At 41.5% G+C, this 22,401-nt stretch carries 20 protein-coding genes and 1 pseudogene; 13 read left to right on the top strand and 8 right to left on the bottom strand.

The window, feature by feature from the left end; all coding sequences use genetic code 11:
• Positions 1-282: 282 nt before the first annotated feature.
• Positions 283-1,068: a ZIP family metal transporter gene (locus tag PU629_RS17235; protein ID WP_275281273.1), complete on the bottom strand. Its 786-nt coding sequence runs from the start codon at positions 1,066-1,068 to the stop codon at positions 283-285.
• Positions 1,069-1,306: 238 nt separating this feature from the next.
• On the bottom strand, positions 1,307-1,915 hold the full coding sequence (locus tag PU629_RS17230) for a manganese efflux pump MntP (RefSeq protein ID WP_275281272.1): 609 nt from the start codon (positions 1,913-1,915) through the stop codon (positions 1,307-1,309).
• A gap of 244 nt (positions 1,916-2,159) precedes the next feature.
• Here PU629_RS17230 and PU629_RS17225 point away from each other — a divergent pair, with 244 nt between their 5' ends.
• The 3 genes from PU629_RS17225 to PU629_RS17215 all read left to right on the top strand — a co-directional run bounded on the left by PU629_RS17225 (position 2,160) and on the right by PU629_RS17215 (position 3,985).
• Positions 2,160-2,525 (top strand): DUF2680 domain-containing protein, encoded by a 366-nt coding sequence (locus PU629_RS17225; RefSeq protein WP_275281271.1) that lies wholly within the window; start codon positions 2,160-2,162, stop codon positions 2,523-2,525.
• 323 nt (positions 2,526-2,848) lie between these two features.
• Positions 2,849-3,655 carry an undecaprenyl-diphosphate phosphatase gene (locus tag PU629_RS17220; protein WP_275281270.1) on the top strand — a complete coding sequence of 269 codons (807 nt, stop codon included), beginning with the start codon at positions 2,849-2,851 and terminating at the stop codon, positions 3,653-3,655.
• A 141-nt stretch (positions 3,656-3,796) separates the two neighbouring features.
• The gene (locus tag PU629_RS17215; protein WP_275284529.1) at positions 3,797-3,985 is read left to right on the top strand and encodes a hypothetical protein; all 189 of its coding nucleotides are present in this window, start codon (positions 3,797-3,799) and stop codon (positions 3,983-3,985) included.
• A 135-nt stretch (positions 3,986-4,120) separates the two neighbouring features.
• On the opposite strand, the pseudogene PU629_RS17210 reads toward PU629_RS17215, so the two are convergent.
• A pseudogene (locus tag PU629_RS17210) lies at positions 4,121-4,195 on the bottom strand (YjcZ family sporulation protein); the annotation flags it as partial.
• Positions 4,196-4,831: 636 nt separating this feature from the next.
• Here PU629_RS17210 and PU629_RS17205 point away from each other — a divergent pair.
• From PU629_RS17205 to PU629_RS17180, 6 genes are all read left to right on the top strand, one after another.
• Positions 4,832-5,488: a beta-barrel domain-containing protein gene (locus PU629_RS17205; protein WP_275281269.1), complete on the top strand. Its 657-nt coding sequence runs from the start codon at positions 4,832-4,834 to the stop codon at positions 5,486-5,488.
• 547 nt (positions 5,489-6,035) lie between these two features.
• Positions 6,036-7,643 (top strand): DHA2 family efflux MFS transporter permease subunit, encoded by a 1,608-nt coding sequence (locus PU629_RS17200; RefSeq protein ID WP_275284480.1) that lies wholly within the window; start codon positions 6,036-6,038, stop codon positions 7,641-7,643.
• A 49-nt stretch (positions 7,644-7,692) separates the two neighbouring features.
• The gene (locus PU629_RS17195; RefSeq protein WP_275281268.1) at positions 7,693-8,130 is read left to right on the top strand and encodes a MarR family winged helix-turn-helix transcriptional regulator; all 438 of its coding nucleotides are present in this window, start codon (positions 7,693-7,695) and stop codon (positions 8,128-8,130) included.
• 163 nt (positions 8,131-8,293) lie between these two features.
• Entirely contained in the window at positions 8,294-8,401 is a 108-nt protein-coding gene (locus PU629_RS17190) for a small acid-soluble spore protein P (protein ID WP_275281267.1), read from the top strand.
• 469 nt (positions 8,402-8,870) lie between these two features.
• Complete coding sequence (locus PU629_RS17185; protein ID WP_275281266.1) at positions 8,871-9,698, top strand: YihY/virulence factor BrkB family protein; 828 nt, start codon at positions 8,871-8,873, stop codon at positions 9,696-9,698.
• 190 nt (positions 9,699-9,888) lie between these two features.
• Entirely contained in the window at positions 9,889-11,169 is a 1,281-nt protein-coding gene (locus tag PU629_RS17180) for an ArsB/NhaD family transporter (RefSeq protein WP_275281265.1), read from the top strand.
• 391 nt (positions 11,170-11,560) lie between these two features.
• On the opposite strand, the gene PU629_RS17175 is transcribed toward PU629_RS17180, so the two are convergent.
• From PU629_RS17175 to PU629_RS17155, 5 genes are all read right to left on the bottom strand, one after another.
• Complete coding sequence (locus PU629_RS17175) at positions 11,561-13,462, bottom strand: vWA domain-containing protein (RefSeq protein WP_275281264.1); 1,902 nt, start codon at positions 13,460-13,462, stop codon at positions 11,561-11,563.
• Between the two features lie 45 nt (positions 13,463-13,507).
• Positions 13,508-14,362: an AAA family ATPase gene (locus tag PU629_RS17170; RefSeq protein WP_275284479.1), complete on the bottom strand. Its 855-nt coding sequence runs from the start codon at positions 14,360-14,362 to the stop codon at positions 13,508-13,510.
• A 50-nt stretch (positions 14,363-14,412) separates the two neighbouring features.
• Positions 14,413-15,219: a VOC family protein gene (locus PU629_RS17165; protein WP_275281263.1), complete on the bottom strand. Its 807-nt coding sequence runs from the start codon at positions 15,217-15,219 to the stop codon at positions 14,413-14,415.
• A gap of 79 nt (positions 15,220-15,298) precedes the next feature.
• A complete protein-coding gene (locus tag PU629_RS17160) occupies positions 15,299-16,159 on the bottom strand; it encodes an NAD(P)-dependent oxidoreductase (protein ID WP_275281262.1) in 861 nt (286 codons plus the stop codon).
• A gap of 100 nt (positions 16,160-16,259) precedes the next feature.
• Entirely contained in the window at positions 16,260-17,495 is a 1,236-nt protein-coding gene (locus PU629_RS17155) for an MDR family MFS transporter (RefSeq protein WP_275281261.1), read from the bottom strand.
• Positions 17,496-17,643: 148 nt separating this feature from the next.
• Here PU629_RS17155 and PU629_RS17150 point away from each other — a divergent pair, with 148 nt between their 5' ends.
• The 4 genes from PU629_RS17150 to PU629_RS17135 all read left to right on the top strand — a co-directional run bounded on the left by PU629_RS17150 (position 17,644) and on the right by PU629_RS17135 (position 22,397).
• Positions 17,644-19,425, top strand: a complete 1,782-nt coding sequence (locus PU629_RS17150) for an ABC transporter substrate-binding protein (RefSeq protein ID WP_275281260.1) — start codon at positions 17,644-17,646, stop codon at positions 19,423-19,425.
• Positions 19,426-19,563: 138 nt separating this feature from the next.
• A complete protein-coding gene (locus tag PU629_RS17145) occupies positions 19,564-20,574 on the top strand; it encodes a LacI family DNA-binding transcriptional regulator (RefSeq protein ID WP_275281259.1) in 1,011 nt (336 codons plus the stop codon).
• Positions 20,575-20,592: 18 nt separating this feature from the next.
• The gene (locus PU629_RS17140; protein WP_275281258.1) at positions 20,593-21,351 is read left to right on the top strand and encodes a sugar phosphate isomerase/epimerase family protein; all 759 of its coding nucleotides are present in this window, start codon (positions 20,593-20,595) and stop codon (positions 21,349-21,351) included.
• Between the two features lie 23 nt (positions 21,352-21,374).
• Positions 21,375-22,397 (top strand): Gfo/Idh/MocA family protein, encoded by a 1,023-nt coding sequence (locus tag PU629_RS17135; RefSeq protein ID WP_275281257.1) that lies wholly within the window; start codon positions 21,375-21,377, stop codon positions 22,395-22,397.
• Positions 22,398-22,401 lie beyond the last annotated feature (4 nt).

Raw genomic sequence — 22,401 nt, 5'->3', positions numbered from 1 at the left:
AATGGCCATATATAACAAGAATATGAATCTATAAGTATCATACAGGCAATAGTTAAATTTATTATTTTAATTTTATGTTGGCATCCTACACTTTAATTCATTGTCTATTTTATCATTAAAGGGGAGAGGCGAGTAAGAATCTGTATTCAAATGATCAATAATTCTTTCTTTCCTGATATTAATGAAGGATTAGACTTTAATCGAATGGAATCTACCCATACCCATCAAGTGGAAACCTGTCCTGCAAATCAACGTAGACCTAAATAAAAAACATGTGGAGAATTAACCTAATCCCACATGTTTAACTAATAGAAGCGACCCGTAGAATAAAACAACACCTATAACAACTGCCAGCAGATTTTGAAAACGTCCCCTTACAACAGGGATCAGTTCGGATGTAGAGATATATAGGAAAGTGCCCGTTGCAAGTGCCATTAAAATATTAATGAGATGTGAATCTAATGTTTTTAACTGAAGGGTGACGACAGCTCCAATTATTGTCGAAAGAGCCAGTCCGGCCGAAGTCAATAAGGCTCGTCCGCGCGAACTTCCTGCAGCAAGAAAAAGAGAAGCCATACTGAAGCCTTCTGGTATTTTATGTAAGGTGATGGCCAAAAATATGAGAATACCGGTGGATTCATTAATGGTAAAAGCCCCTGCAATAATGACCCCATCAATAAAGGTATGAAAGAGCAGGCTTAAAAAGGATGCCATGACTGATTTTTGATTTTGAATGAGCGCTTTGCTGTGTGCGCTGCCGTGGTTATCCGAAAAGGTGTCCATACTTAAATTAGCTTCAATGGGGGTATTCCCATGGTGATGATGATTCAAACGGCTTAAAACCAACAATATTAAGTAGCCGATGGTTATATAGAGCGGTGCTGTATCCGGTAAGTCCAATAAGGATTCAGGAAGACGATCTAACAAAGTAGCCCCAAGTAAAAATCCGGTACCTAAGCTTGTAATTAGAAAAATCTCTTTTTGATTAAACTTCTTTATAACGGTAAGTGCTCCACCTAATACATCCGCAATAGCGGCAATGAAGCAAAGTAAAAGGACTAGCCACACATTAACTGCCTCCTGATCAATTCTGCAAGGTTCAAACTGCTTTGACATTGTATCAAGCTTAGATGTAATTGTAAATAATAATGATTACGATTTTTTTGAAAGGAGGACGATTGAAATATTAGCTAATTATGTCCGTTTTTGATTTTTTTAGTCTTTTTATAACTAGATGAATCCAATAGAGGCGTTTTATAGAGTTATGAACAAAAACCACCCTATATAGAGTGGTTTTGACATGGAGTTAGTGAATGACTTCATAGAGTCCAATTAGAAAGAGCAAGATCCCTGAAACAATTGGAGCAAAAGTCTCCAAACTAGTTAGTGAAGCTTTTAGTTTGTCGCCAAGTCTTCCGCCTATCCAAATAGACAGAAGTGAAAAAAGTCCAATGGATAAAATATAGAGAAGGATACTGGGATCGGTTAAACCGACGCTGAAACTCGTGCTAATACTATTTAAAGCAAGTGCAAGCCCTAAAAAAATGGATTCTTTCATTGAAATCGTATTATTAAAATCAAGGTCTGCTGTTGTGGGTTCGTATATAACTTTAACTAAATTGGGTGATATTTCCTTTGTTTTTTGATTCCGCTCATAAAAAGTTGACCAAATGCTAAGCCCTCCTATAATAATGAGCAATGTCCCGCCTAAGATTCCCGCGAAATTTGGCTTGAGGTAGGAAGAGAGCCAATGACCAATTAGGAGAGCTATTAATGAGCAAACCATTGACATACAGGCAATCATGATATTTGAAATAATAGGAATCCTTGTTTTTTTAATGCCATATGAAAATCCAATAACAAGATTATCGACATTTGCAATGATCCCTACGAATAGAATAGTTAAGATATGCATAGGTGTTTGTTCCTCCTATGCATAAGGTATGCAAATGCCTAGGAGGCGTGAGCAAAAAGACTGTTATAAATAAGCCCATTCTTTTGGTAAGAGGGCGCCTCATGAGCTTGTCTGAAATAAACAAAGCGCTAAACCCCGCCCAGGCCCGTTAGATTCCAGTCTATGCCGCATGAGTGTCCGATGCATGTTAAATTAAATGTGACAAATACTATACCCAAATACTTAATGGATAGGATGGGATAGTATGAAACGATTCATGCCTTTATTAGCCTCTTTTTTAATCGGTATGGGGATCTTCCTACCACAAAGCTCGGCAGGCGCTGTAACGAAAGCAGCGGTTAAGACGCAACAGCCCCAATTGACGGCAGAACAGAAAATGGAAATAAAGACGATTCGTCAACGGATTCTTAAGGGACAAATCGATTTAATCAATAAATATGTGGAATTTGGTGTTCTCACAAGGGATAAGGGAGATGCGCTTATTTCCGACCTCAAAAGCCGGGAGACTAAATGGCAAAATGATGTCATCAGTCAGTCGCAAGAAAAAAATAAGAAACCAGCAGAACCGAAACAAAAAACACGGACCAAAAAAGAGGGTTCTAAGAAATAAACGCTTTCTTTTTAATAGATGGCCTTTGTAATAATATTAGAATTGATTAAACGAGAAATTACTATAAAATAAAGGAGGGAAGGTTCTCTGATCTGTACAAAGCAACTAGAACTATTGACAATGAAAAGCAGTCTTAAAGCAGTTGGTTGACATTTTCTAGAGCCTTGCTTATTCCATGAAACGGTCTTGCGTTCACCGAGTGAAAAGGGAGTTGTTTATTTATAGAAGGGGATAGCTTGTCAATTAGATAACTACTTATTGTTTCATAACTATTAAAATTAGACTAAAAAATGAATTTTGTCGAGATTTAGGAGAGGTGACCATTGAATTTATTACAGACGTTTATTTTTGCCATTGTCCAAGGGATTTCTGAATTATTTCCAATAAGCAGTGTTGCTCACGGTGTCTTTACACCATATGTTTTTCATTGGCAACTGAGCCCCGATTTCTTAGAAGAACATTTCTTACCTTACGTTGTCATGTTGCATTTGGGGACAGCCTTAGCTTTACTCATTTATTTCTGGCGTGACTGGGTCGAGATGATAAAGTCGATCTTTGTTGGGAATCGTCGGATTTTATTGCTGGTTATTGTAGCAACTATACCTGCTGCCATTATTGGGTTAGTGCTTGAAACCCCAATTCGAAATGGGTTTAGCAATGTAACAAGTGCTTCTATCCTATTAATAATAAACGGCTTCTTTTTATTTTTTGGTGAAAAACTTCGGTCGCGAGGAAATAAAGAAATTGAGGATTTGAAGTTTGGACAAGCTATTGTGATTGGTCTTTTTCAATCTCTTGCCCTATTCCCAGGGTTTTCACGCTCTGGATCAAGTATGACAGCTGGATTCTGGCTCGGTCTTAAGCATGAAGCCGCTGCACGCTTTTCGATGCTGCTTGCAACGCCAATTATTGCAGGTGCAAGTATTCTAGAAGTACCGAAGATCGTTCACGCTGGAGGCGATCTTTTGAAAATGTCCCTCTTAGGCGGAGTGTTAGCCGGAATTTTTGCCTTTATAAGTGCTTGGATTCTTATGAATTGGTTTAAGCGTAAAGAAATTAATGCCATGAGACCATTTTCTTACTACTGTTGGATCGTCGGGATCATTATTTTAATTACAAGTCTTGTCTAACTCGTTCCTTTAAGGACATGGTGACTTAAGTAAGTCACCATGTCCTTATTTTTTGGGCTTGTGCGGATCTAGGTGGACTTGCGCTTCCTTTTGGGTGTTTGCATACCTTATGACTGACAACAACTAAGGAGGCAAACGCGCATGAATCCATATGTGCAACCCTATATAAACAGTTATGATATGAATGAAACTCGGGCGTATCCCTTTTACGGTCCTTTCGGGTTTGGTTTTCCAGGTTATGGCTTCGGATACGGGTATGGGTTTAGACCTTGGTTTAGACCTTGGTTTGGACCTTGGGGCAGACCTTTTTACGGTGGATTTTGGTATTAGTTCAATGAGAAAGGTGGGGCAAAAGCCTCATCTTTTTTTCTTTCTAAAAAACAGAAGAAACACAGAATGACTTTTTATAATAGAACAAACTAAAAGGATCTGACGTGTTGTCAGACCCTCTAGATCAATCATTTATTAGTAAACATAAGCTGTACCAACGATAATCAAGAGGATGAACAAGACGACAATTAAAGCGAAGCCGTAGCCACCGCCGTAGCCGCCGCCACCATAGCAACAAGCGCCACCGCCGTAGCCGCCGTAGCCGCCACCAAAGCCGCCGTATCCGTAGCCACCGTAGACCATTTATTTTCACCCCCTTTGGTTCAGTTTCAATGTATCCTATGTAGAATTTAGTGAAAGTGTTTATGAATTGGGGGAATTAATTAAAAATGGGCGGTAAGCATTGTGAAGAAACCCTAAATAATAGTGAACAAAGTGAATAAATATAGTGGGGACAGACCTTGACTGAGAGAATAGCGGCTTACAGAAGTCTGTCTCCAAAACGGCTTAAAGCGGCTGTTATTTGTCGAATTTTAATTAAGTAAAAGAAGTTGCAACCTGTTAATCCCCGTGTTATGATACTTTACGTTGAAATAATACTTAACCTTGTTAAGTATTAACCGACTTAATGACTTAGCTGTTGTTCCGTTGTGGCGTTAGCTTCTTTTTTTAAGGGAATTGTTAACTTGACCTTCATCCTGAGGTGAGGTTTTTCTTTTTTGGTTTTATTGAAAATCGGATTCTGATTTTTTGATAATCAATTAGGAAAAAAGGCATGCTAACGACATAATAAAAATACAAGGAACCTGCTTTGTCTTAAGTTAAAATAAGGGAGGTATATACGTCATGAATAATTTTGGACGTCTTTTGTTAACAAACATTATTGTCATTATTGTCCTTATAGGCGGAGGCGCTCTTGGATTTTATTTTTACGATCAAAGCGCTAACTACGTCAAAACGGATAATGCAAAAATTGATGGACAGCAAATTGCTATTGCACCATCGACTAACGGTAAGTTAACTGAGTGGAATGGGACAGAGGGGCAAACCTTCAGTGCAGGTGACACTGTTGGACAAATTACCACTCAAGATGCTAAAGGAAATAATGTTCAAGTTCCAGTTACAATGCCGAAAAATGGAACAATTGCTTTAAACAATGCCGTTAAAGACACATTTGTTGCGGCGGGTTCACCGCTAGCGTACGCCTATGATTACAATGCCCTTTATGTTACAGCGAATATCAAAGAAACTGATATTGATGATATTTCAACTGGTCAAAAAGTTGATATTTATGTCGATGCTTATAAAGGAACAACTTTGACTGGTCGCGTTAAAGAAATTGGTTTTGCGACATCCGGCAATTTCTCATTGCTTTCAACAACAAACCAATCCGGAAACTACACCAAAGTGGTACAAGTGATCCCAGTTAAAATTTCAATCGATTCTTCCAAAGGTGTTCAATTGCGCCCTGGTATGAACGTCACTGTCCGTATTCACACTTGATAATTTGTCACGTAAAGGTGAATGAAAGGAAAGAATTGATGGAAGGAGGGTCACGATGTCACCTTTTATTTGGGGTTATGTCATCTTTGTTGTGCTTGTCATTTTAGGCTTAAACATGCTGTTTCGAAGAGGAAAAGCTTCTAAGAATGTGACTGCCGATGACACGCCCAATCGTTCAAGGGGCCGTTCACGCTCTAGCCGCCGCAGACAGACGGATGCAAGTGATGAAACACTTCATGAGCCGATTGTGAATGAAGCGGCAGAACTTGACGAAACAGTTAAGGAATCCGCTGCACTTGCCGATGAAGCCGTTATAAATGAATCTTCAGTGCACTCAGATGAAATAGAGGCACCTTTAGTCTCAAAAGCCGCGACCGAGACAAATGAGGAAGTTGAGCCATCAACCGAAAGAACTTCATTGGAAAAGGAAGCAGTGGAGAGCTACTCACTTACAAATATTGAGCAAAAAGGTGTAACTGAGACAACAGAAGCAAGTGAAGAATCTACAAAATCGAAGAAAAGAAGAAAGAATACTAAACGATCTGAGATTATTGATCCAAGAAGTGTGCACCCTATATCAATTGTGGCTGTGCTGATTTTAGGGGCTTTTACAGCCATATTAAATCAAACACTTCTAAACGTAGCTTTACCTAAGATCCAAACCGATCTGAATGTAAGCTATAATACCGTACAGTGGTTATCAACAGGCTATATGCTTGTTAACGGTGTTTTAATTCCAATCACCGCTTTTCTATTGGAAACTTTTACAACACGTGTTTTATTTATTTTTGCTATGTCTTCATTTGGTGTTGGTACGATTTTCTGTGCGCTTTCGCCAACCTTCTCAATCCTTCTCGTTGGACGATTGGTTCAGGGAATTGGAGCCGGGATCATCATGCCGCTCATGACGAATGTTATGCTGGCGATCTTCCCTCCCGAAAAACGTGGTGCAGCGATGGGAACTATGGGGGTGGCGATGATCTTCGCGCCGGCTGTTGGCCCAACGCTTTCAGGATGGATTATTGAAAATTATTCTTGGCGCCTTCTGTTTTATGTCGTGTTGCCAATCATTATTATTGATTTGATTTTAGCGTTCCTTTTCTTGCGTAACGTTAAAAAACTGACATTCCCTAAACTTGATTTCATTGGTGTTATCTTGTCAACAATCGGTTTTGGCGGAATTTTATACGGCTTTAGTGAAGCTGGTAATTCCGGATGGGGATCTGCCAGGGTTGAAATAGCTTTAATTGGCGGAATCATTTCACTGGGGTTATTCGTTTGGAGACAGTTAGTGATCAAGAATCCAATACTCCAATTCCGTGTTTTCCAATACAATATTTTTTCGCTAACTTCAGTTGTTAACGCCGTTATAACAATGGCTATGTTTGCAGGGATGATCTTAACTCCAATTTACTTGCAGAACATTCGCGGATTTACACCGTTACAATCAGGTCTCTTATTGCTGCCAGGAGCCATCGTAATGGGGATTATGTCTCCAGTTACAGGGATTCTCTACGATAAGATAGGAGCACGTCCGCTTGCTGTTGTCGGTCTTTTCATCACGATTATTACAACCTGGATGTTCGCCCATTTAACGGATGCGACGACATATGGTCATATAATGGTTATGTATACTTTCCGGATGTTCGGGATGTCGATGCTGATGATGCCAATTATGACAGAGGGACTTAATCAGCTTCCACCAAAGCTTCACAGCCATGGTACAGCGATGTCCAACACGCTAAGGCAAGTATCGGGGTCACTCGGAACCGCGTTCTTGGTCACGGTCATGACAAATCGAACAACGTTTCACGAGGGGGCCTATGCAAACAGCCTTTCGCTCTCCAATCATTTTGCAAGTCAGCAATTGCAAACATTAGGGCAGGCCATTTCAGGTATGTTGCACGCTCCTGCTGCTGAAGGAAATGCCATGTTACAAGAATTGATTTATGGGCAAGTTGCGAAAGAATCGACCATCCAAGGGATTAATGATGCCTTTATTGTGGCAACGATACTCGCTGTCATTGCATTTGTTTTATCCTTCTTTATTAAACGGGCGGTTAAGACTAACCGAAAGCCTAAAGAACCGGTAACGGATAAATCCAATCTGCCGGCCGTTAGTCCATCAAATGAGCTTGCCACCGATCAATCATGAGGAAAAAAAGTGATAAGTATCGCGGATCTCTCTTTGAGCAGGTGAAGCTATGGAGGAAAAAGTAGCGTTAATTCAATCCATCGAGCAAAGATATAGGATGATGTTTCGTCAAATTCAGAAAGAGCTTAATGATTTGTTCAGAGGAGAAAACATCACAAGCCATGAGTTAGTCTTCTTAAAACAAATCTCCATAGAAGAGCCTGTCAAAATATCAGACCTCTCTAAGGAACTGAGCGTGACGCCTAGCTATGCAACAGCTCTATCCGATCGGCTGCTTCAGCGCGGCTATATAGAACGAAAGCGTTCAGAAGTTGATCGAAGGATTGTCGAATTAACCTCTACGGACCAAGGGAAGGCCCTTGTAGTCGAATTAGACAACAAAAAAAGTCAATTTTTCTTGAAACTCTATTCGCATTTTTCGATTGAGGAACTCAAAATCTTAGATATCCTCATCGGTAAATTTGAAAAGGCCACCTATCCTGAATGACGGACCACACAAGCTGTGGTCTTTTTTTTTGGAGACAACCCTTTACGACCAGTTAGTCTTTCAGATAGGTCTGTCTCCAAAAAGATGTTTTTCTAATTGTGACTGATAAACACATGCATTTTGCCTCATACTATTAATAATGCTACTAAAAGGGGGCGCACGCATGAAGAAAAAGGTCCAAGCAGAAAGCGGACAACCAAAACCGTTAAGCGGTTCGAAAAAGGTGAAAAATAAAAACCATTCCCGAAATAATCACGGTGAAGGTCACTAAAACTAAACAGCCGCCAAAGCGGCTGTTTTTGTTGTATAGCATCCTTAAAAACTCGGCTTTGTGACTCGAATGTTACTTTTTAGTGCGGAAAAACACTTGATTTTCGCGGGAGCGGCTTGACTTAGAAATTAGGCGTAACGAGAATATGTTATTCACGTCCAAATGGGCAGCTCGAGCAGTTAGGTGTAACGAGAAAACGCTATGACACCAAAAAAGCCCTCGATTTGAGCAAATAGCGAATCGTCGTTACACAAAACTGAATGAGGTGTAACGAGAATACGCTATACGCGTCTAAAGGGCCGCTTGAGCAGTTAGGTGTAACGAACATGCTACTCGCGTCCACTTTGTTTCCAATTCACGCTCATAAGGTTGCTCAAAGTTCATATTCCTATTAAAGAATTCCCTCCTCCTGGCATAAGATGAAATAAGACGGGCTGTGGCCCGCTTAAAGCTGGAGGGGAGGATACTCATGAAAAGGCCACGCACGACATTTATTAATCAATTGCTTGGACAAATTCTGCGCGACCAAATCAATGATTTATCCGCTCAACTCGCTTTTTATTTCCTGTTATCCTTATTTCCCCTCTTTATTTTTATTCTAACGTTGTTGCCTTTTTTGGATATCAATCCAGATCCTGTTATTCAGTGGCTGGTTTCTCTTGCTCCTGGTGAAGCGGCAGCATTAATTGAGTCAAATGTTAGACCGTTGTTGACAAAAGCGAGCGGCGGACTGCTGTCATTCGGCGCATTGGCCACTCTATGGTCCGCCTCTAATGCCACAAGTGCGATCTTTCGGGCATTAAACAAAGCCTATAATGTAGAAGAGACAAGGCCGTTTTGGAAGGTGAAGCTTTATGCGATCCTCCTCACCGTTGCTTTAATCTTTGTGATCTTAATCACCCTGATTCTTCCAGTCTTTGGCGACCTCATTCTTAAGATTGTTTCGAACTTTGTAATCATCCCTCCTATTATGTCTTCTCTTTTAAATGTTGTTCGGTGGGGGACGGGAATGGTTATAATGGTAATCGTTCTTATGAATCTTTATCTCTTTGTGCCTGATGTTCATTTGAATTTTAGATTGGTTTTGCCAGGGGCTGTTGTAGCGACTGTTGGCTGGCAGCTCATTTCATTAGGTTTCTCATTCTATGTGTCACAGTTTGCGCATTACACCTCAACCTATGGAAGCCTGGGAGGCGTTATTATTTTGATGCTTTGGTTCTTCTTAACAGGGATGATTTTGATGATCGGTGGGGAAGTGAATGCCGTATTTTTTGAACGTCATCAATATAGACGATGAGTTTAATTGTGTAGACAAGTTCATTTGGCTTGATGAATGGGGGATAAAAAAAGTATAATTATGATAAAAGAAAAATAAAAAACGCACGGATTTACTGGAGGAGCCTGTCACCTAACGGGCTCCTCTATTCTATTTAAGGTTGTCCGTTTGGCTAGACTCCTCCTTTCTGCGTGAGGGAGGAATTAACCAAATGAGTTGGGAAGCTTGGCTTGCTGTAGGTATTTTTATTATAGTCTATGCCGTTTTAATATCTGAAAAGATTCACCGAACAATTATGGCAATGATTGGGGGAATTGCGATGATTGTATTCGGAGTCCTTAATCAAGAGACGGCGATCCAACATATTGATTTTAATACAATTGGACTACTGGTTGGGATGATGATCATTGTGAATATTACATCTGAGACAGGTTTGTTTCGATTTATTGCATTATGGTCAGCGAAACTGGTTAAAGGACGACCGATTCCACTTTTACTTGTATTTTCTGTGGTGACGGCTGTTTGTTCCGCATTTTTAGATAATGTGACGACTGTCCTTCTAATGGTGCCCGTTACCTTTAATATTACGAGGCGATTAGCTTTGCCAGCTATGCCTTTCTTAATCAGTGAGATTTTAATGTCAAACATTGGTGGAACAGCAACGATGATTGGTGATCCGCCGAATATTATGATTGGGAGTGCTGTCTCCCATCTGTCTTTTTTAGATTTTATAAATGTTTTGGGACCTGCTGTGCTCGTGATAGGCGCGATCACTTTGGCAGCCTTAATTCTTTTGTATAGGAAACACCTCGTCGTGTCAGATGAGAAAAGGAACTTGATTTCAGAGCTTGACCCTAAATTAGAGATTCGTGATAAAAAATTATTAATAAAATGTTTGAGCGTTCTGGGCTTGACTATGTTAGGATTTTTTTCACATTCGATTCTTCCTGTTGAATCAGCAACGGTTGCGTTAGTGGGTGCCTTTATTTTGCTGCTTCTTGCGGGAAGACATCACATTGAGAGAGCCTTTGAAAAAATTGAATGGTCGACCTTGTTTTTCTTCATCGGCTTATTCGTCTTGGTTGGCGGATTGCTGGAAACTGGGATCATTGGGGAACTGGCAAAAGGTGTGCTTCATCTAACCGGGGGTGAACTTAAATCCACCTCATTCCTAATTTTATGGCTGAGTGCGTTTGCTTCCGCGTTCGTGGATAATATTCCTTATGTCGCAACGATGATACCTTTGATTGAAGAAATGGGTTCACTTGGTATGGAGGATTTGGACCCGCTTTGGTGGAGCCTCTCGCTTGGAGCTTGTCTCGGAGGAAATGGAACGTTAATTGGGGCAAGCGCTAATGTGATTGTCTCGGGTATGGCTGAACGTGAAGGTGTCATGATAACCTTCGGCCGGTACCTCTTAATTGGGATCCCTGTCATGATCGTGTCGGTTATGATCTCGTCTCTTTATCTCTATTTAAGATTTCTTATTTAGTATAAAAATAATATGTCAGGCCCTTCGACGCGTGATGTCGAGGGGCCTGACATATTATTAGGAACTCCGTCTGTTTTTAGTCCGTTATGGCGAATTAATGAATTTTCTGACGAATAAAAACGATACACGTGAAACATCCTGGCTATTTGGCAGACAACTAAATGCCGTGACCCTTTCTCTTGAAATCGGCCTAATTAGGGAGTATACACCATCCTCATTACACAATGGTATGACCTCATGGTTTCCCACCATTTTCCTAGCCGCAACTCAATTTTTCGTGGGCAAAACAAATGCCCATGATAACGCAAGAAAAACGACGTTACCATGGGCCGAAAACGGATGAAAGGGCTAGAAGTTTTATAGGAGCTATGCTTTCTGTATATGATGAGATTTATATATACTTAGCTAACAGTTTCCGAAGCAGCGGTGTCAGGACCGTTGGAATTTCTTCAGCTGATGGGATGACAAGGCTTGAGCGGCCATAAATATTTTTTAGGGTTTCCCGTTCACTATCTTGTGTATAGGTATCAGCGAGGAGCACTCCGATGACCTCAATACCTCGTTTTCTTGCTTCTAGTACAGCTTCATGAGTGTCGACAATTCCTTGTTCTTGATAATTGAACGCGGATGGTTCACCATCTGTAAAAACGAGGAGCAGTTTATTCATTTCTGGACGACGGACCAATTTTTTTACGGTTTCACGAATCGCAAAGCCATCGCGATTGTCTTCTTCCGGTTGAAGCTGAAGAATGGAGGCCCCTTGCCCGGGGAATAAAGAAGTCTCATAAGGAATAACTTCAAAAAAGTAATTGGGTTGATGGGTTTCATCTGCTTTTAAGGCATCCTCCCAAAAACCAATCACAGCATGCGGAATATGGAGCGCTCTTAAAGATTCATGAAAGAGCGTAATCCCATTTTTCGTTTCCTCCATTTTATCGTGCATAGAGGCTGAACAATCCACCAAAAGTGAAAAGACGACATCTAGCTCCTGACTTTCCGCTTGCTTTTTATAAAAAAGCCGCGGGGAGTTCGGGTCTGTCACGATTCGTAACAACTTCTTGCCAAGTCGGCCTACATGCAAATCATTTCGCGGGGCTTGTTGTTTATGTTCAATAAGCTTTTGGATGGACCGCATGAGCGCTTTTTGTGCGGGAACGGTCTCGGCCGCTCGTCGCCGATACTCATCCTTCATTTCGGGTGTCAGCATTTCCACCTTTTTATAATAAGCTTTGGCTAATCGATTAGGATCACTGACGGCCCTTCCTTTCCCTCCAGGAGCCAAAAAGGAAGGGGGCTTAGCAGACTGGGTAGGAGGCAGTTCATCAAATTGATTTCCCTCTCCTTTTTTTGAAGTGCCTTCTAGACTCGCAAAGGCTTGGTCACCTGATTCCGCTTTTCGTTCTCCCTCACCCATCAGGTCAGAGGCTGCTCCTTCATCCAAATCGAATTGAAGAAAACTGTCTCCTTCTTGGTCCTGGTCGGCATGCCAGGTTGGGAGCTGTTCTTGGCTTGTATCCGCATCGGGTTCTTGTTCAATCTCGATTTTTCGGTCCTGAACGAGCGCATTTTTTTCACCAGGGAAGGGGATCTCTTTGGATTCAGCGCTTCCAAATGGATCCATCAAAAAATAGGTTTCATGCATATCTGACAAGGTTGAAGGGAGCTCATTAAGAAAGGCTTTGGTAAGCGAGATGCTCTCTTCGGTGGAGCTTAAGCTTGCCAGTTGATGAGCCATCTCACGGATAGCAGGTTTCATAGCGGCTAACGTATGAGGCAAGACAATGGGACGCTCAATGAATTGTAAGTAGATCGCACAGAATAATTGGTCCAATGCCTCGTTTCGATTGAAATGATAAGAAAAGCGCTCACGGAATCTTTTTTGAAAAAGGTCATGGCGAGCAGAAAAGGCTCTGGACATTCCGGGACGTTTCTTAACAATCAAACGCTCAAGCCGAAAATCCTCTATTAAAGAAAAGACTTGCTTAAAAAATAAAGGGTAGTCGGATCCATCAAGCTGCTTCCAAAAAGGCTGGATAGGCTGATAATCGGTAAAGTGATAATTCCCGTAGGCTCTCAAATAAACATCACTTTTCATTCCATCCTTTTTTCTCGGATCAAGCAGTCTTGACCAGTAATGACTCGCAGTAACCGTTTGAGCATAAGGGCGATAAGTCGAATAGAAGGAATAATCAAAAATGAGATCGGGTTCTTCCGCTAATGTTTTGGCGAGATCCGTTAAAGATAATTTGATAAAAGGATCCATTCGTTTTTCCATAAAGTCAATAAACTTCAAGCTGAATACACCTCCTTTGTCTGTCGCTTGCTTCTATAAATGAAGTTAGAAGTAGGTTTCAGCGATGTCTATAACAGCCGTACGTTCTCGTTCATCCTCTAATTTATCAACGATCGCCCGCTTGATGGCGCGAAGAGGAGGCATGATCGTCGATAAATCACAGGCATCTAGTAGGGAACGAATGGAGGCAGCATCCTCAGATAGTTGTCCATCCCGAACCTTTGATAGCAGGTCATCACTCAATTGAACGAAGAATTGGACAATCTCCTCATCTTTTTGCAAAGATTGGGTGAGTACTAACTTCTTTAGTGCTTTGCCTTGCAAGTAAGGGACATCAATGACAACAAAACGATTTTTCAGTGCTTCATTAAGAGGGGTTGTCCCGACATAACCTTCATTAATGGCGGCAATGACCCCAAAACCTTCTTTAGCTTGAATGGTTTCTGACGTAAAGGGATTTAGAATCATTCGGCGATAGTCGAGGACGCCGTTTAAAATAGGTAATGTATCGGCCTTAGCCATATTGATTTCATCAATGTATAAAAGCTGACCGCGTTTCATGGCTTTTTCAACTGGTCCTGGTACAAAACGAATTTGAGCTTTTTGATTGTCATCATAGTCTAGTGTTTTATAACCGAGAAGAGCTTCAGAATCAAGGTCTACAGAACAATTTATAGAATACATTGGCTGTTGAAGCAGCGCAGCGAGGAGTGAGGCTAATCGCGTTTTGCCTGAACCGGTGGGTCCCTTCAGGAGCACGTTTTTCCCCAAAATTAAGGCACTCAGTGCATCTTCTATAATAGAAGGTTCAGGAGCCGTATACCCAGGTTCTCCTAATAGTTGCTTTTCTTCGTCCGTTAACGTAACAGGAGGGAGATGCTGAAGACGCTGTTCTAACATTTCCACAACACGTGGAGACAAGGAGCTCGTTAGATGATTGAAAGAGTTCATTATGAACCTCCATTAAATAGGTAAAGTCCGCCATAGATTTCTTGACTAGCAAGAAAAAGCGATTGCTTAATTTTAACATAAGAAGGCCGAACTTTTCCCTTAAACGTTGCTGAATTAAATCCATAGCGAGTATCTCGATGAAAAACGAAGGCAGTTGAACCTAATGAGCCTTTTACAGCTGTATCATCAGTTGAGTCCATGCCGCTGCTCAATTCCAAGTTAAATAGTTTTTGCCATGCTCGGGCAGTTTTAGCGGGTGCTGCGGTGTATATGCCGATTTCAGAAAGTGTCGGGGCTGCCATTTTGTCAATCATTAATTGCTGATCTTTCAGCTGTTGTTCGCGGTCAGAATCAGACATTTTCCAATCAATAATAAAGGGAAAATTATAGGGATCCTCGTTTTCTTCTTCAATAAAAAGCATTTCCCATTTGAGCAGAGACCCGTCGGTACGGCGGCGTTCACCGGGGACTGGGCCGATCACGCGGAGGCCCTGGTTTTTAAAATGAGCAACGGCCTCATTCATATTTGTGGTCCGGAATGCAAGGCGTAGAAAGCCTTCGTAATCAGGTGAGGTGCCTGCGGTTTGCTGAATTAAGGTATTATCGGTTACTTGACGTGCGATAGAGGCGTTTTCTAACCCGAGAAACTCAATATAGCTTAATCCAAAATGAGCTATGCCATTATACGTTCCCCAATTTTCATGATGACCTCCATTAGCAGCATGAAACCCCAAGTCCTTCCAAGCTTGAACAGCTTCTTCAGGTCGTTTTGTCAAATGAACGAGGTGGTCAAAATCAAACTTCATTCGGATCTCCCCTTATTTAAAATTAAGAAAAAAGCTAACGTCTCTTTTTGTTTGAGAGCCCGTTAGCTTTCTATAACGGTTATTCTATTGATTTATACAGTGCGGATAGGTCTAAGTCTCCGAGACCTTTTTGCTTCGCTTGTGCAAACACCTCTTTAGCGGCATTGGCAAGCGGCATGGCCCTATTCAATTCAAAGGCTGTTTCGGCAACAAGGTGCAAGTCCTTATGCATATGCTTAAGAGGAAATTCAGGACTATAGTCGTCATTGATCCATTTGCTCTTTTTCCCTGCCAGAATAGGAGGGGTTACGGGATGGTTAAGCAATGTTTCTAAAAGCTGAGTTTGTGGAAAGCCCATCGCTTCGCCAAGACGAAGGGTTTCAGTGAAGGTCGCCATTGATTGGGCAAGCAATAAGTTGATGAGCAGCTTCATCGAAGAGCCTTTGCCGTTTTCACCCAAGAAGTGTGACACCTTCCCCATAATATCAAAGTATGGCTTAGCTTCATCAAAGTCGGCCTTTGTTCCTCCAACTAGAAAGATGAGTTCGCCTTTTTCAGCAGGAACTAATGAACCTGAAACGGGGGCATCTAAGAAACGGACTCCTATTGATGCAGCTTCTTCGGCCATCTTTTCACTGAATGAAGGATTAACCGTGCTCGAATCGACCCAAAGCGTCCCTTTTTTGAAACCAGCCTTGAGGCCTTGATCTGAGTAGTAAACATCCTCGACAATTTGTGGAGTACTAAGCATTGTAAAGACAATGTCAGCCTTTTCTATCGCTTCTTTAGGGGTAGAGGCCCATTCTGCTCCCTTTTCGATTAATTCGTTGGCCTTATCCTTTGTACGGTTATGGACGATCAGCGGAACTTCAGCCTTTAATAAGTTGAGAGCCATGCGGCTGCCCATAATTCCGAGACCAATAAAAGCAATTTTTGTCATAGTAATTGCTCCTTTCTAAGATAAGCATGAGTGTCATTTTCTGAATACCTTCATTATGTCCCATTTTGTCTCAAGCAGAAACTGATTTGCTTGAATGAACTTAACGAGGGGTTGCTTCGGAAATTTTTTGTTGGTTGAGAGTGGATTGAGATTTAGTGGTAAACCAATATTGTCCGATTCCTCCTGCGACCAGTAAACAGGCAGTGACTACAAACAAAACAGCTCCGCCAAAATGAAGCATTAGGACACTTCCTATGAATGGGCCAATCATCCGTGAAAGATCCCAATGTGACCCGAAGATAGCAAAATAAAGCCCCCGTTCATTGGCAGGAGCCAGCTCTGATACATAGCGCTGTAAATGATTAAGACCAATGGTTTGACCTATTGTTAAGATAAGCTGTGCCAACATTAACAGCCAAAGACTAGCAGAAAAGGCGTAGAGAAGGGCCACACAGGCATAGCAGCTATAGGTGATGACCAAAATGATTCTCATGCTATAGCGCTCGGACCATTTCACTAAAATAATTTCAAGACACAGCATCATTAATGAATTGGCGGTTGATAAAAGGGCTAACACAGATAAATAGTGTGTAAATAAATGAGAGAGATAAATCCGATAATTGGTCTCGGATTGGGCATGAAAAAAGCTGATTGGTAAGGTTAGAGCCATAAGAGTTAAGACCGTTCGATAGCAATGAATAGGGAACCTTCTCTTTTTACTCGGGCAGTGAGCGGTTTGAACAGGGTTTAGTGGACAGGGGGATGTTTCTGGAATCCATTTGAGATATAAGCAACTGTAAAGGAAAAGAGTCGCACCCTGGAAACCAAAAATCATGACTGGGTGAGAGATGTAGACGATGTACCCAAGTGCCGGACCTAGTGTAAAACCTATGGAGCCAATGGTTGAAAGGACAGCAAAAATCTCTGCACGCTGATTCGGCTCTGTCACATCCACAAGCTGCGCTCTTGCTGCCGGAATATATAAAGAACGGCACATACCATTAAGGATATAAAGACCAGCAATAAGGAGGATTCCATGTGCTCCCATAAACCCAACCATAACTAGAGATTGAAAAATGACAGAAAATGTGATGATCCGCTTTCTGCCGATTCGGTCAGTCAGTCGTCCGCCAATCACTGTCACCATTATTTCCGATAAAGGACCCATTCCTATGACGATCATTGAAATCAGAAGATGACCACCTAATTGATGATTAATATAAAGAATTAAATAAGGGGCAAGCATGCCGCCCGACAAGTTTATTATAAATTCTCCGATAAAGCGAACCCATACAGATTGAGGATAACGATTCCTCACTAACCGCCATACTTTCATTAAAATCACTTCCTTTCTAAATAGAGGTTAATCTGTTTAGAGAGGATTAAAAAGTGTAAAATGAAGGCATGTTTTATTTCATGTTTTTAAGGGATAAAGTAATTAATTTTAAGAAAAGCTGTCTGGCTTTGAAATAGAGGGACTTATCATGAATTTATTAGAGCATTATGTCACGCTGTATAAAGAGTTGAACGCGGGGAAGCGGGAACAGGATATATCGGTCAAGATTCAAGCAATTTCTCAGTTTCTTTATTGTTCGGTCCGCAACAGCCAATTTATTATTAAGCGATTAGAAGAGGAGCAATGGATATATTGGATTCCTGGACGGGGGAGAGGACGTGCCTCAACCATTCGATTTTTAGTCGCGCCAGAGTGGTTGATTTTGAATCAAGCTAAGTCATTTGTAAAGGCAGGCCATTATGAGGATGCGATTTCCCATATCCATCTGTTCACTACCGAGTTTCCAAGTTTGCTAGAGCAATTTAACCTATGGTTTACAGGCCTATTTGGCTTTCATCAAGAGCAGACTGATGAGCGGATGCAAGATGTCCTTCGGCTAAGGCTAAACAAACTCCCCATAGCTCCCCTTGAGCCAATTAATCTCACTTTGCGATCTGAAACTCATATTGTTCGACACGTATGTGATACGCTTGTTCGATATAATCCTAAGTCAAGAAAAATGGAACCCCATCTTGCCTTCTACTGGGAGACAGAGGATAACAAATTGTGGCACTTCTATTTGAGAAAAGGCATTTATTTTCACAACGGACAGCTTTTAACCGCAAGAGATGTCCAATATACGTTTAATCGAGCCATCGCTAATCGGAAGGGGGCGGCTCATTGGATGATGGAAACGATTGATACAATCATCGTTCGTGATGAGTACACGGTTGAATTCGGTCTCTCCCTTTCTAATCCTTTCTTTCTTGATTTGCTTGCAGATGAACACCTGTCCATTCTTTCCAGCAAGACAAATGAGTTGTCCATTGACAATCAGCTTATAGGAACAGGCCCTTATCAGCTGATTGAGAATCAGAAGGATCGATTGATACTTGAAGTATTTGACCGCTACTTTCAGACTCGTCCATTTCTCGATCGAATTGAGTATTGGTTTGTTGAAAATGTACAAGATGAGGCTCTTTCTGTCCCGACACCAAAAGACATCTGGCAGGGCGTATTTCCTGATGAAAAATTATCGAGACAACAACTTAGACTATTGGAATGGAATGTTCAATATCTCTCATTAAATTTGCACAAAAAGGGGCCATTTCAGGATCCTGATTTCCGCCAATGGTTTCTGTCCATCCTAGATCCTAATCAGATTATTAACGATTTAAAGGGGGACAGAGATTCTGCGGCATTCGGTTTTTTACCTCGTAAGTCAAGCAGGCCTCACAGTGAAAGAGAAAACAAAGGGCATTTTAAATTAGATATTGCTAAAGGACAGGAGCTTCTGCTTTATACATTTAATGACCAAGATCATATTGAAGATGCGGGATGGTTAGTTCAAAGGGCAGCTCATTACGGCTTGACGATTAACCCAGTATTTCTTAATGACGAAGAACTATTAAGGCCAGAAAAAATCCAAGAAGCTGACCTCATTCATGACAGCGCGACGATCAGTGATCAAATTGAGATGAGTTTTCTGCAGTTTCTCTTTGCTAATAATAGTTTTCTATGGAATCATATGCCAAGCTTAATTAAGAATAAATTGAAACAAAAGCGTCTTCAATTTTATCAAGTCTCTTCATTGCAAGAGAGGGAGAACTTGTTAGAAGAGATGGAGAAGCTGATAATGGATCATCATATGGTTAAACCGTTGTATCGAAATAGAGTGACGATTGATACCGATCAACAGGTTCAGAATGTGACGTTGGATCGCCAAGGCTGGATTGATCTTCGTACCATCTGGTTTAAGAAACCTAATTAACTTTCATCTCAGGCAGACTTCTGCCAAAAATAAAAAGTAAGCGGATACGAAAAGCCCCTTGAAAAGTGTTAAGATTCATTTTATACTAGATGTAATCGATTACATATTGATATGCCGATTCTCTAGGAGCTAAAAAAGATGATCAAAATGAGTGATGTGGCAAGAAAGGCCAATGTCTCAACTGCAACTGTCTCTAGGGTGTTGCGGAATCCCCACTCAGTAAAAGAGGAGACGCGGAAAAAGGTCCTAAGAGTTATTGAGGAGCTGAATTATCAGCCAAACGCGCTGGCGCGTCAGCTTCGGACGAGCCGAGCTCATACCATATTGGTTGTTGTCCCAACGATTACGAATACTGTATTTGCACAGGTTCTAGGCGGGATTGATCAATTGGCAGGTGAGTATGGCTACCGTGTCCTTCTTGCTAATTCAAATGGTCACAAAGAAAAGAGCATGAGCTATCTTGATCATTTGAAGCAAAAGCAAGTGGATGGGGTTATTCTATTAACCTCAGAGCTTGGGGAAGCGTTATTGGCGGATATTGCAAAGGAGTACCCGATCGTCTTAACTTCGGAGTTTATCCCCGGTTCTATCATTCCAACTGTTTCGATTGATAATGTCAGAAGTGGGCAGCAAGCGACAGAGCATTTGATCCAGTTGGGTCATCAGCGAATCGCTCATTTAACCGGTCCATTAGAAGGCTTATTGAGTCAAGGAAGGCTTGCAGGTTACAAAGAAGCGCTGGAACGCCATGGCATCCCATATGATCAAGGGCTAGTTCAGGAAGGGGATTTCTCGTTTGAATCAGGCAGTGAATTGATGAAAGGTTGGCTGGAGAGTCCTGACCCTCCTACCGCTCTTTTTGCAGCGAATGATGAAATGGCAATCGGCGCTATGAAAGCAGCTATTGAAAAAGGGATCGATATTCCTAATAATCTTGCAGTCGTTGGATTTGATAACATTCAGTTTTCATCTATTTTTGAACCGATGCTGACAACTGTCGCACAACCTTTTCATGACATGGGTGTTCAATCGATGAAATTATTATTGAAGCAGATTAATCAAGAAGAGATTGAACATCCGCAAATTGTTCTGGATAGTGAATTAATCATTCGTCAATCATGCGGTGCCAATAAAGTTAATGAAAAATGAAGAAGGGGAGAATCGTACATGACAAAAATACCTGTATCACTTCAGCTATTTACGTTGCGTAATGAAACAGAAAAGGACTTTGTAGGAACGTTAAAGAGAGTGGCAGAGCTTGGTTACAATGGGGTGGAATTTGCCGGTTATGGCGGCCTTACAGCAAGTGAACTTAAAAATGTACTTGCTGATTTAGGATTGAAGGCAAGCTCGAGTCACGTTCCTTTAGACCGAATTACAAATCACTTGGAAGAAGAGATAGCTTTTAATAAAGAAATTGGTAACCGCTTTATCGTGTGTCCGTTTTTAATGCCCGATCAGCGGACAGAGGCTCATTATAAAGAATTGGTTAAAACGCTTAACCATGCTGGAAAGCGCTTAGCCGAAGAGGGCATGACTCTTGCTTATCATAACCATGATTTTGAATTAGAAACATTATCGAATGGAAAACGGGCTTTAGACTATATTCTAGATGAAACCAATCCTGAATACGTTAAGGCAGAGTTTGATATTTATTGGTTAGCCAAAGCGGGTGAAGTGCCTGCTGAATGGCTGAAGCGCTATGAGGGACGCACTCCGCTTGTCCATCTGAAAGACATGACGACCGATTCCGAGCAGTTTTTCGCTGAACTTGGAACAGGCGGCGTGGATTTAGAAGCTGTTTTGGCACTTGGTCAGGCTCAAGGTGTTGAATGGTGGGTGGTTGAACAAGACCAAAGCAAGCGCGATCCATTTAAAAGTATCGAAATAAGCATCAATTATCTCAAAGAAAAAGGAATTATCTAATTCCATAAGAGGGGTGTTAAAGAATGGGGAAGTTAAGAGTAGGTGTGATTGGCTGCGGGTCGATCGCAAGACATCGGCATTTGCCTGAATATGATTTGAACGATCAAGCCGTTATTGTGGCCGTTTGTGATATCGTTCCTGAACGCGCTGAAGAAATGGCAGAGAAGTATGGCGCTGAAGCCTACACTGATTATAAAGAAGTGCTAAAAAGGGACGACGTTGACGCCATTAGTGTGTGCCTGCCAAATTATTTGCATGCACCTGTCACGATTGATGCTCTAAATGCAGGAAAGCATGTTCTTTGTGAAAAACCAATGGCGACATCGCGTGAAGAAGCCAATGCGATGATTCAAGCTGCGAAGGAAACTAATAAGATTTTAATGATTGGTCATAATCAACGTTTTGTCGATTCCCATCAAAAAGCAAAAGAGCTCTTAGACAGCGGCGAGCTTGGGAAAGTCTACAGCTTCAGAACGACTTTTGGTCATCCTGGTCCAGAAGGCTGGAGCATTGATGGCCGGGACAGCTGGTTCTTTGATAAAGAACGCGCCTTTATTGGGGCACTTGGGGATCTAGGTGTGCACAAATCGGATCTTATTCGCTATTTGCTTGGTGAGGTGTCGGAGGTGGCATCCTTTGTTGAAACAAGCGCAAAAGAAGGCGCAGATGTGGATGACAATGCGGTTGTTATTTTGAAAATGGAAAATGGTGCAATTGGGAATTTGGCTGCTTCATGGGCATATGTTGCAGGGGATAACAATGCAACAGTGATTTTCGCTGAGAATGCGGTTGTTCGATTAGAGGATGATCCTGATTATTCCTTCATTATTCAATACAAAGATGGAACGGTTGATAAACAAGCGCTTGGCCAAATCCAAACAAATGATGAAGGCGGTCAGTCCACTTCGCATGTTATTGATCACTTTGTTGATTCCGTGATGAATAACAAACAACCGTTGATCACAGGAGAAGAAGGCGCGAAATCGCTTGATGTTATTCTGGCAGCACTTGAATCCAATGAAAAAGGAACCGTTGTAAAACTGTAATTGG

The sequence above is a fragment of the Pullulanibacillus sp. KACC 23026 genome, assembly GCF_029094525.1.
Lineage (GTDB): Bacteria > Bacillota > Bacilli > Bacillales > Sporolactobacillaceae > KACC-23026.
Note: the sequence above shows the minus strand (reverse complement) of the source record. Positions and strands in the feature narration are given on the sequence as shown.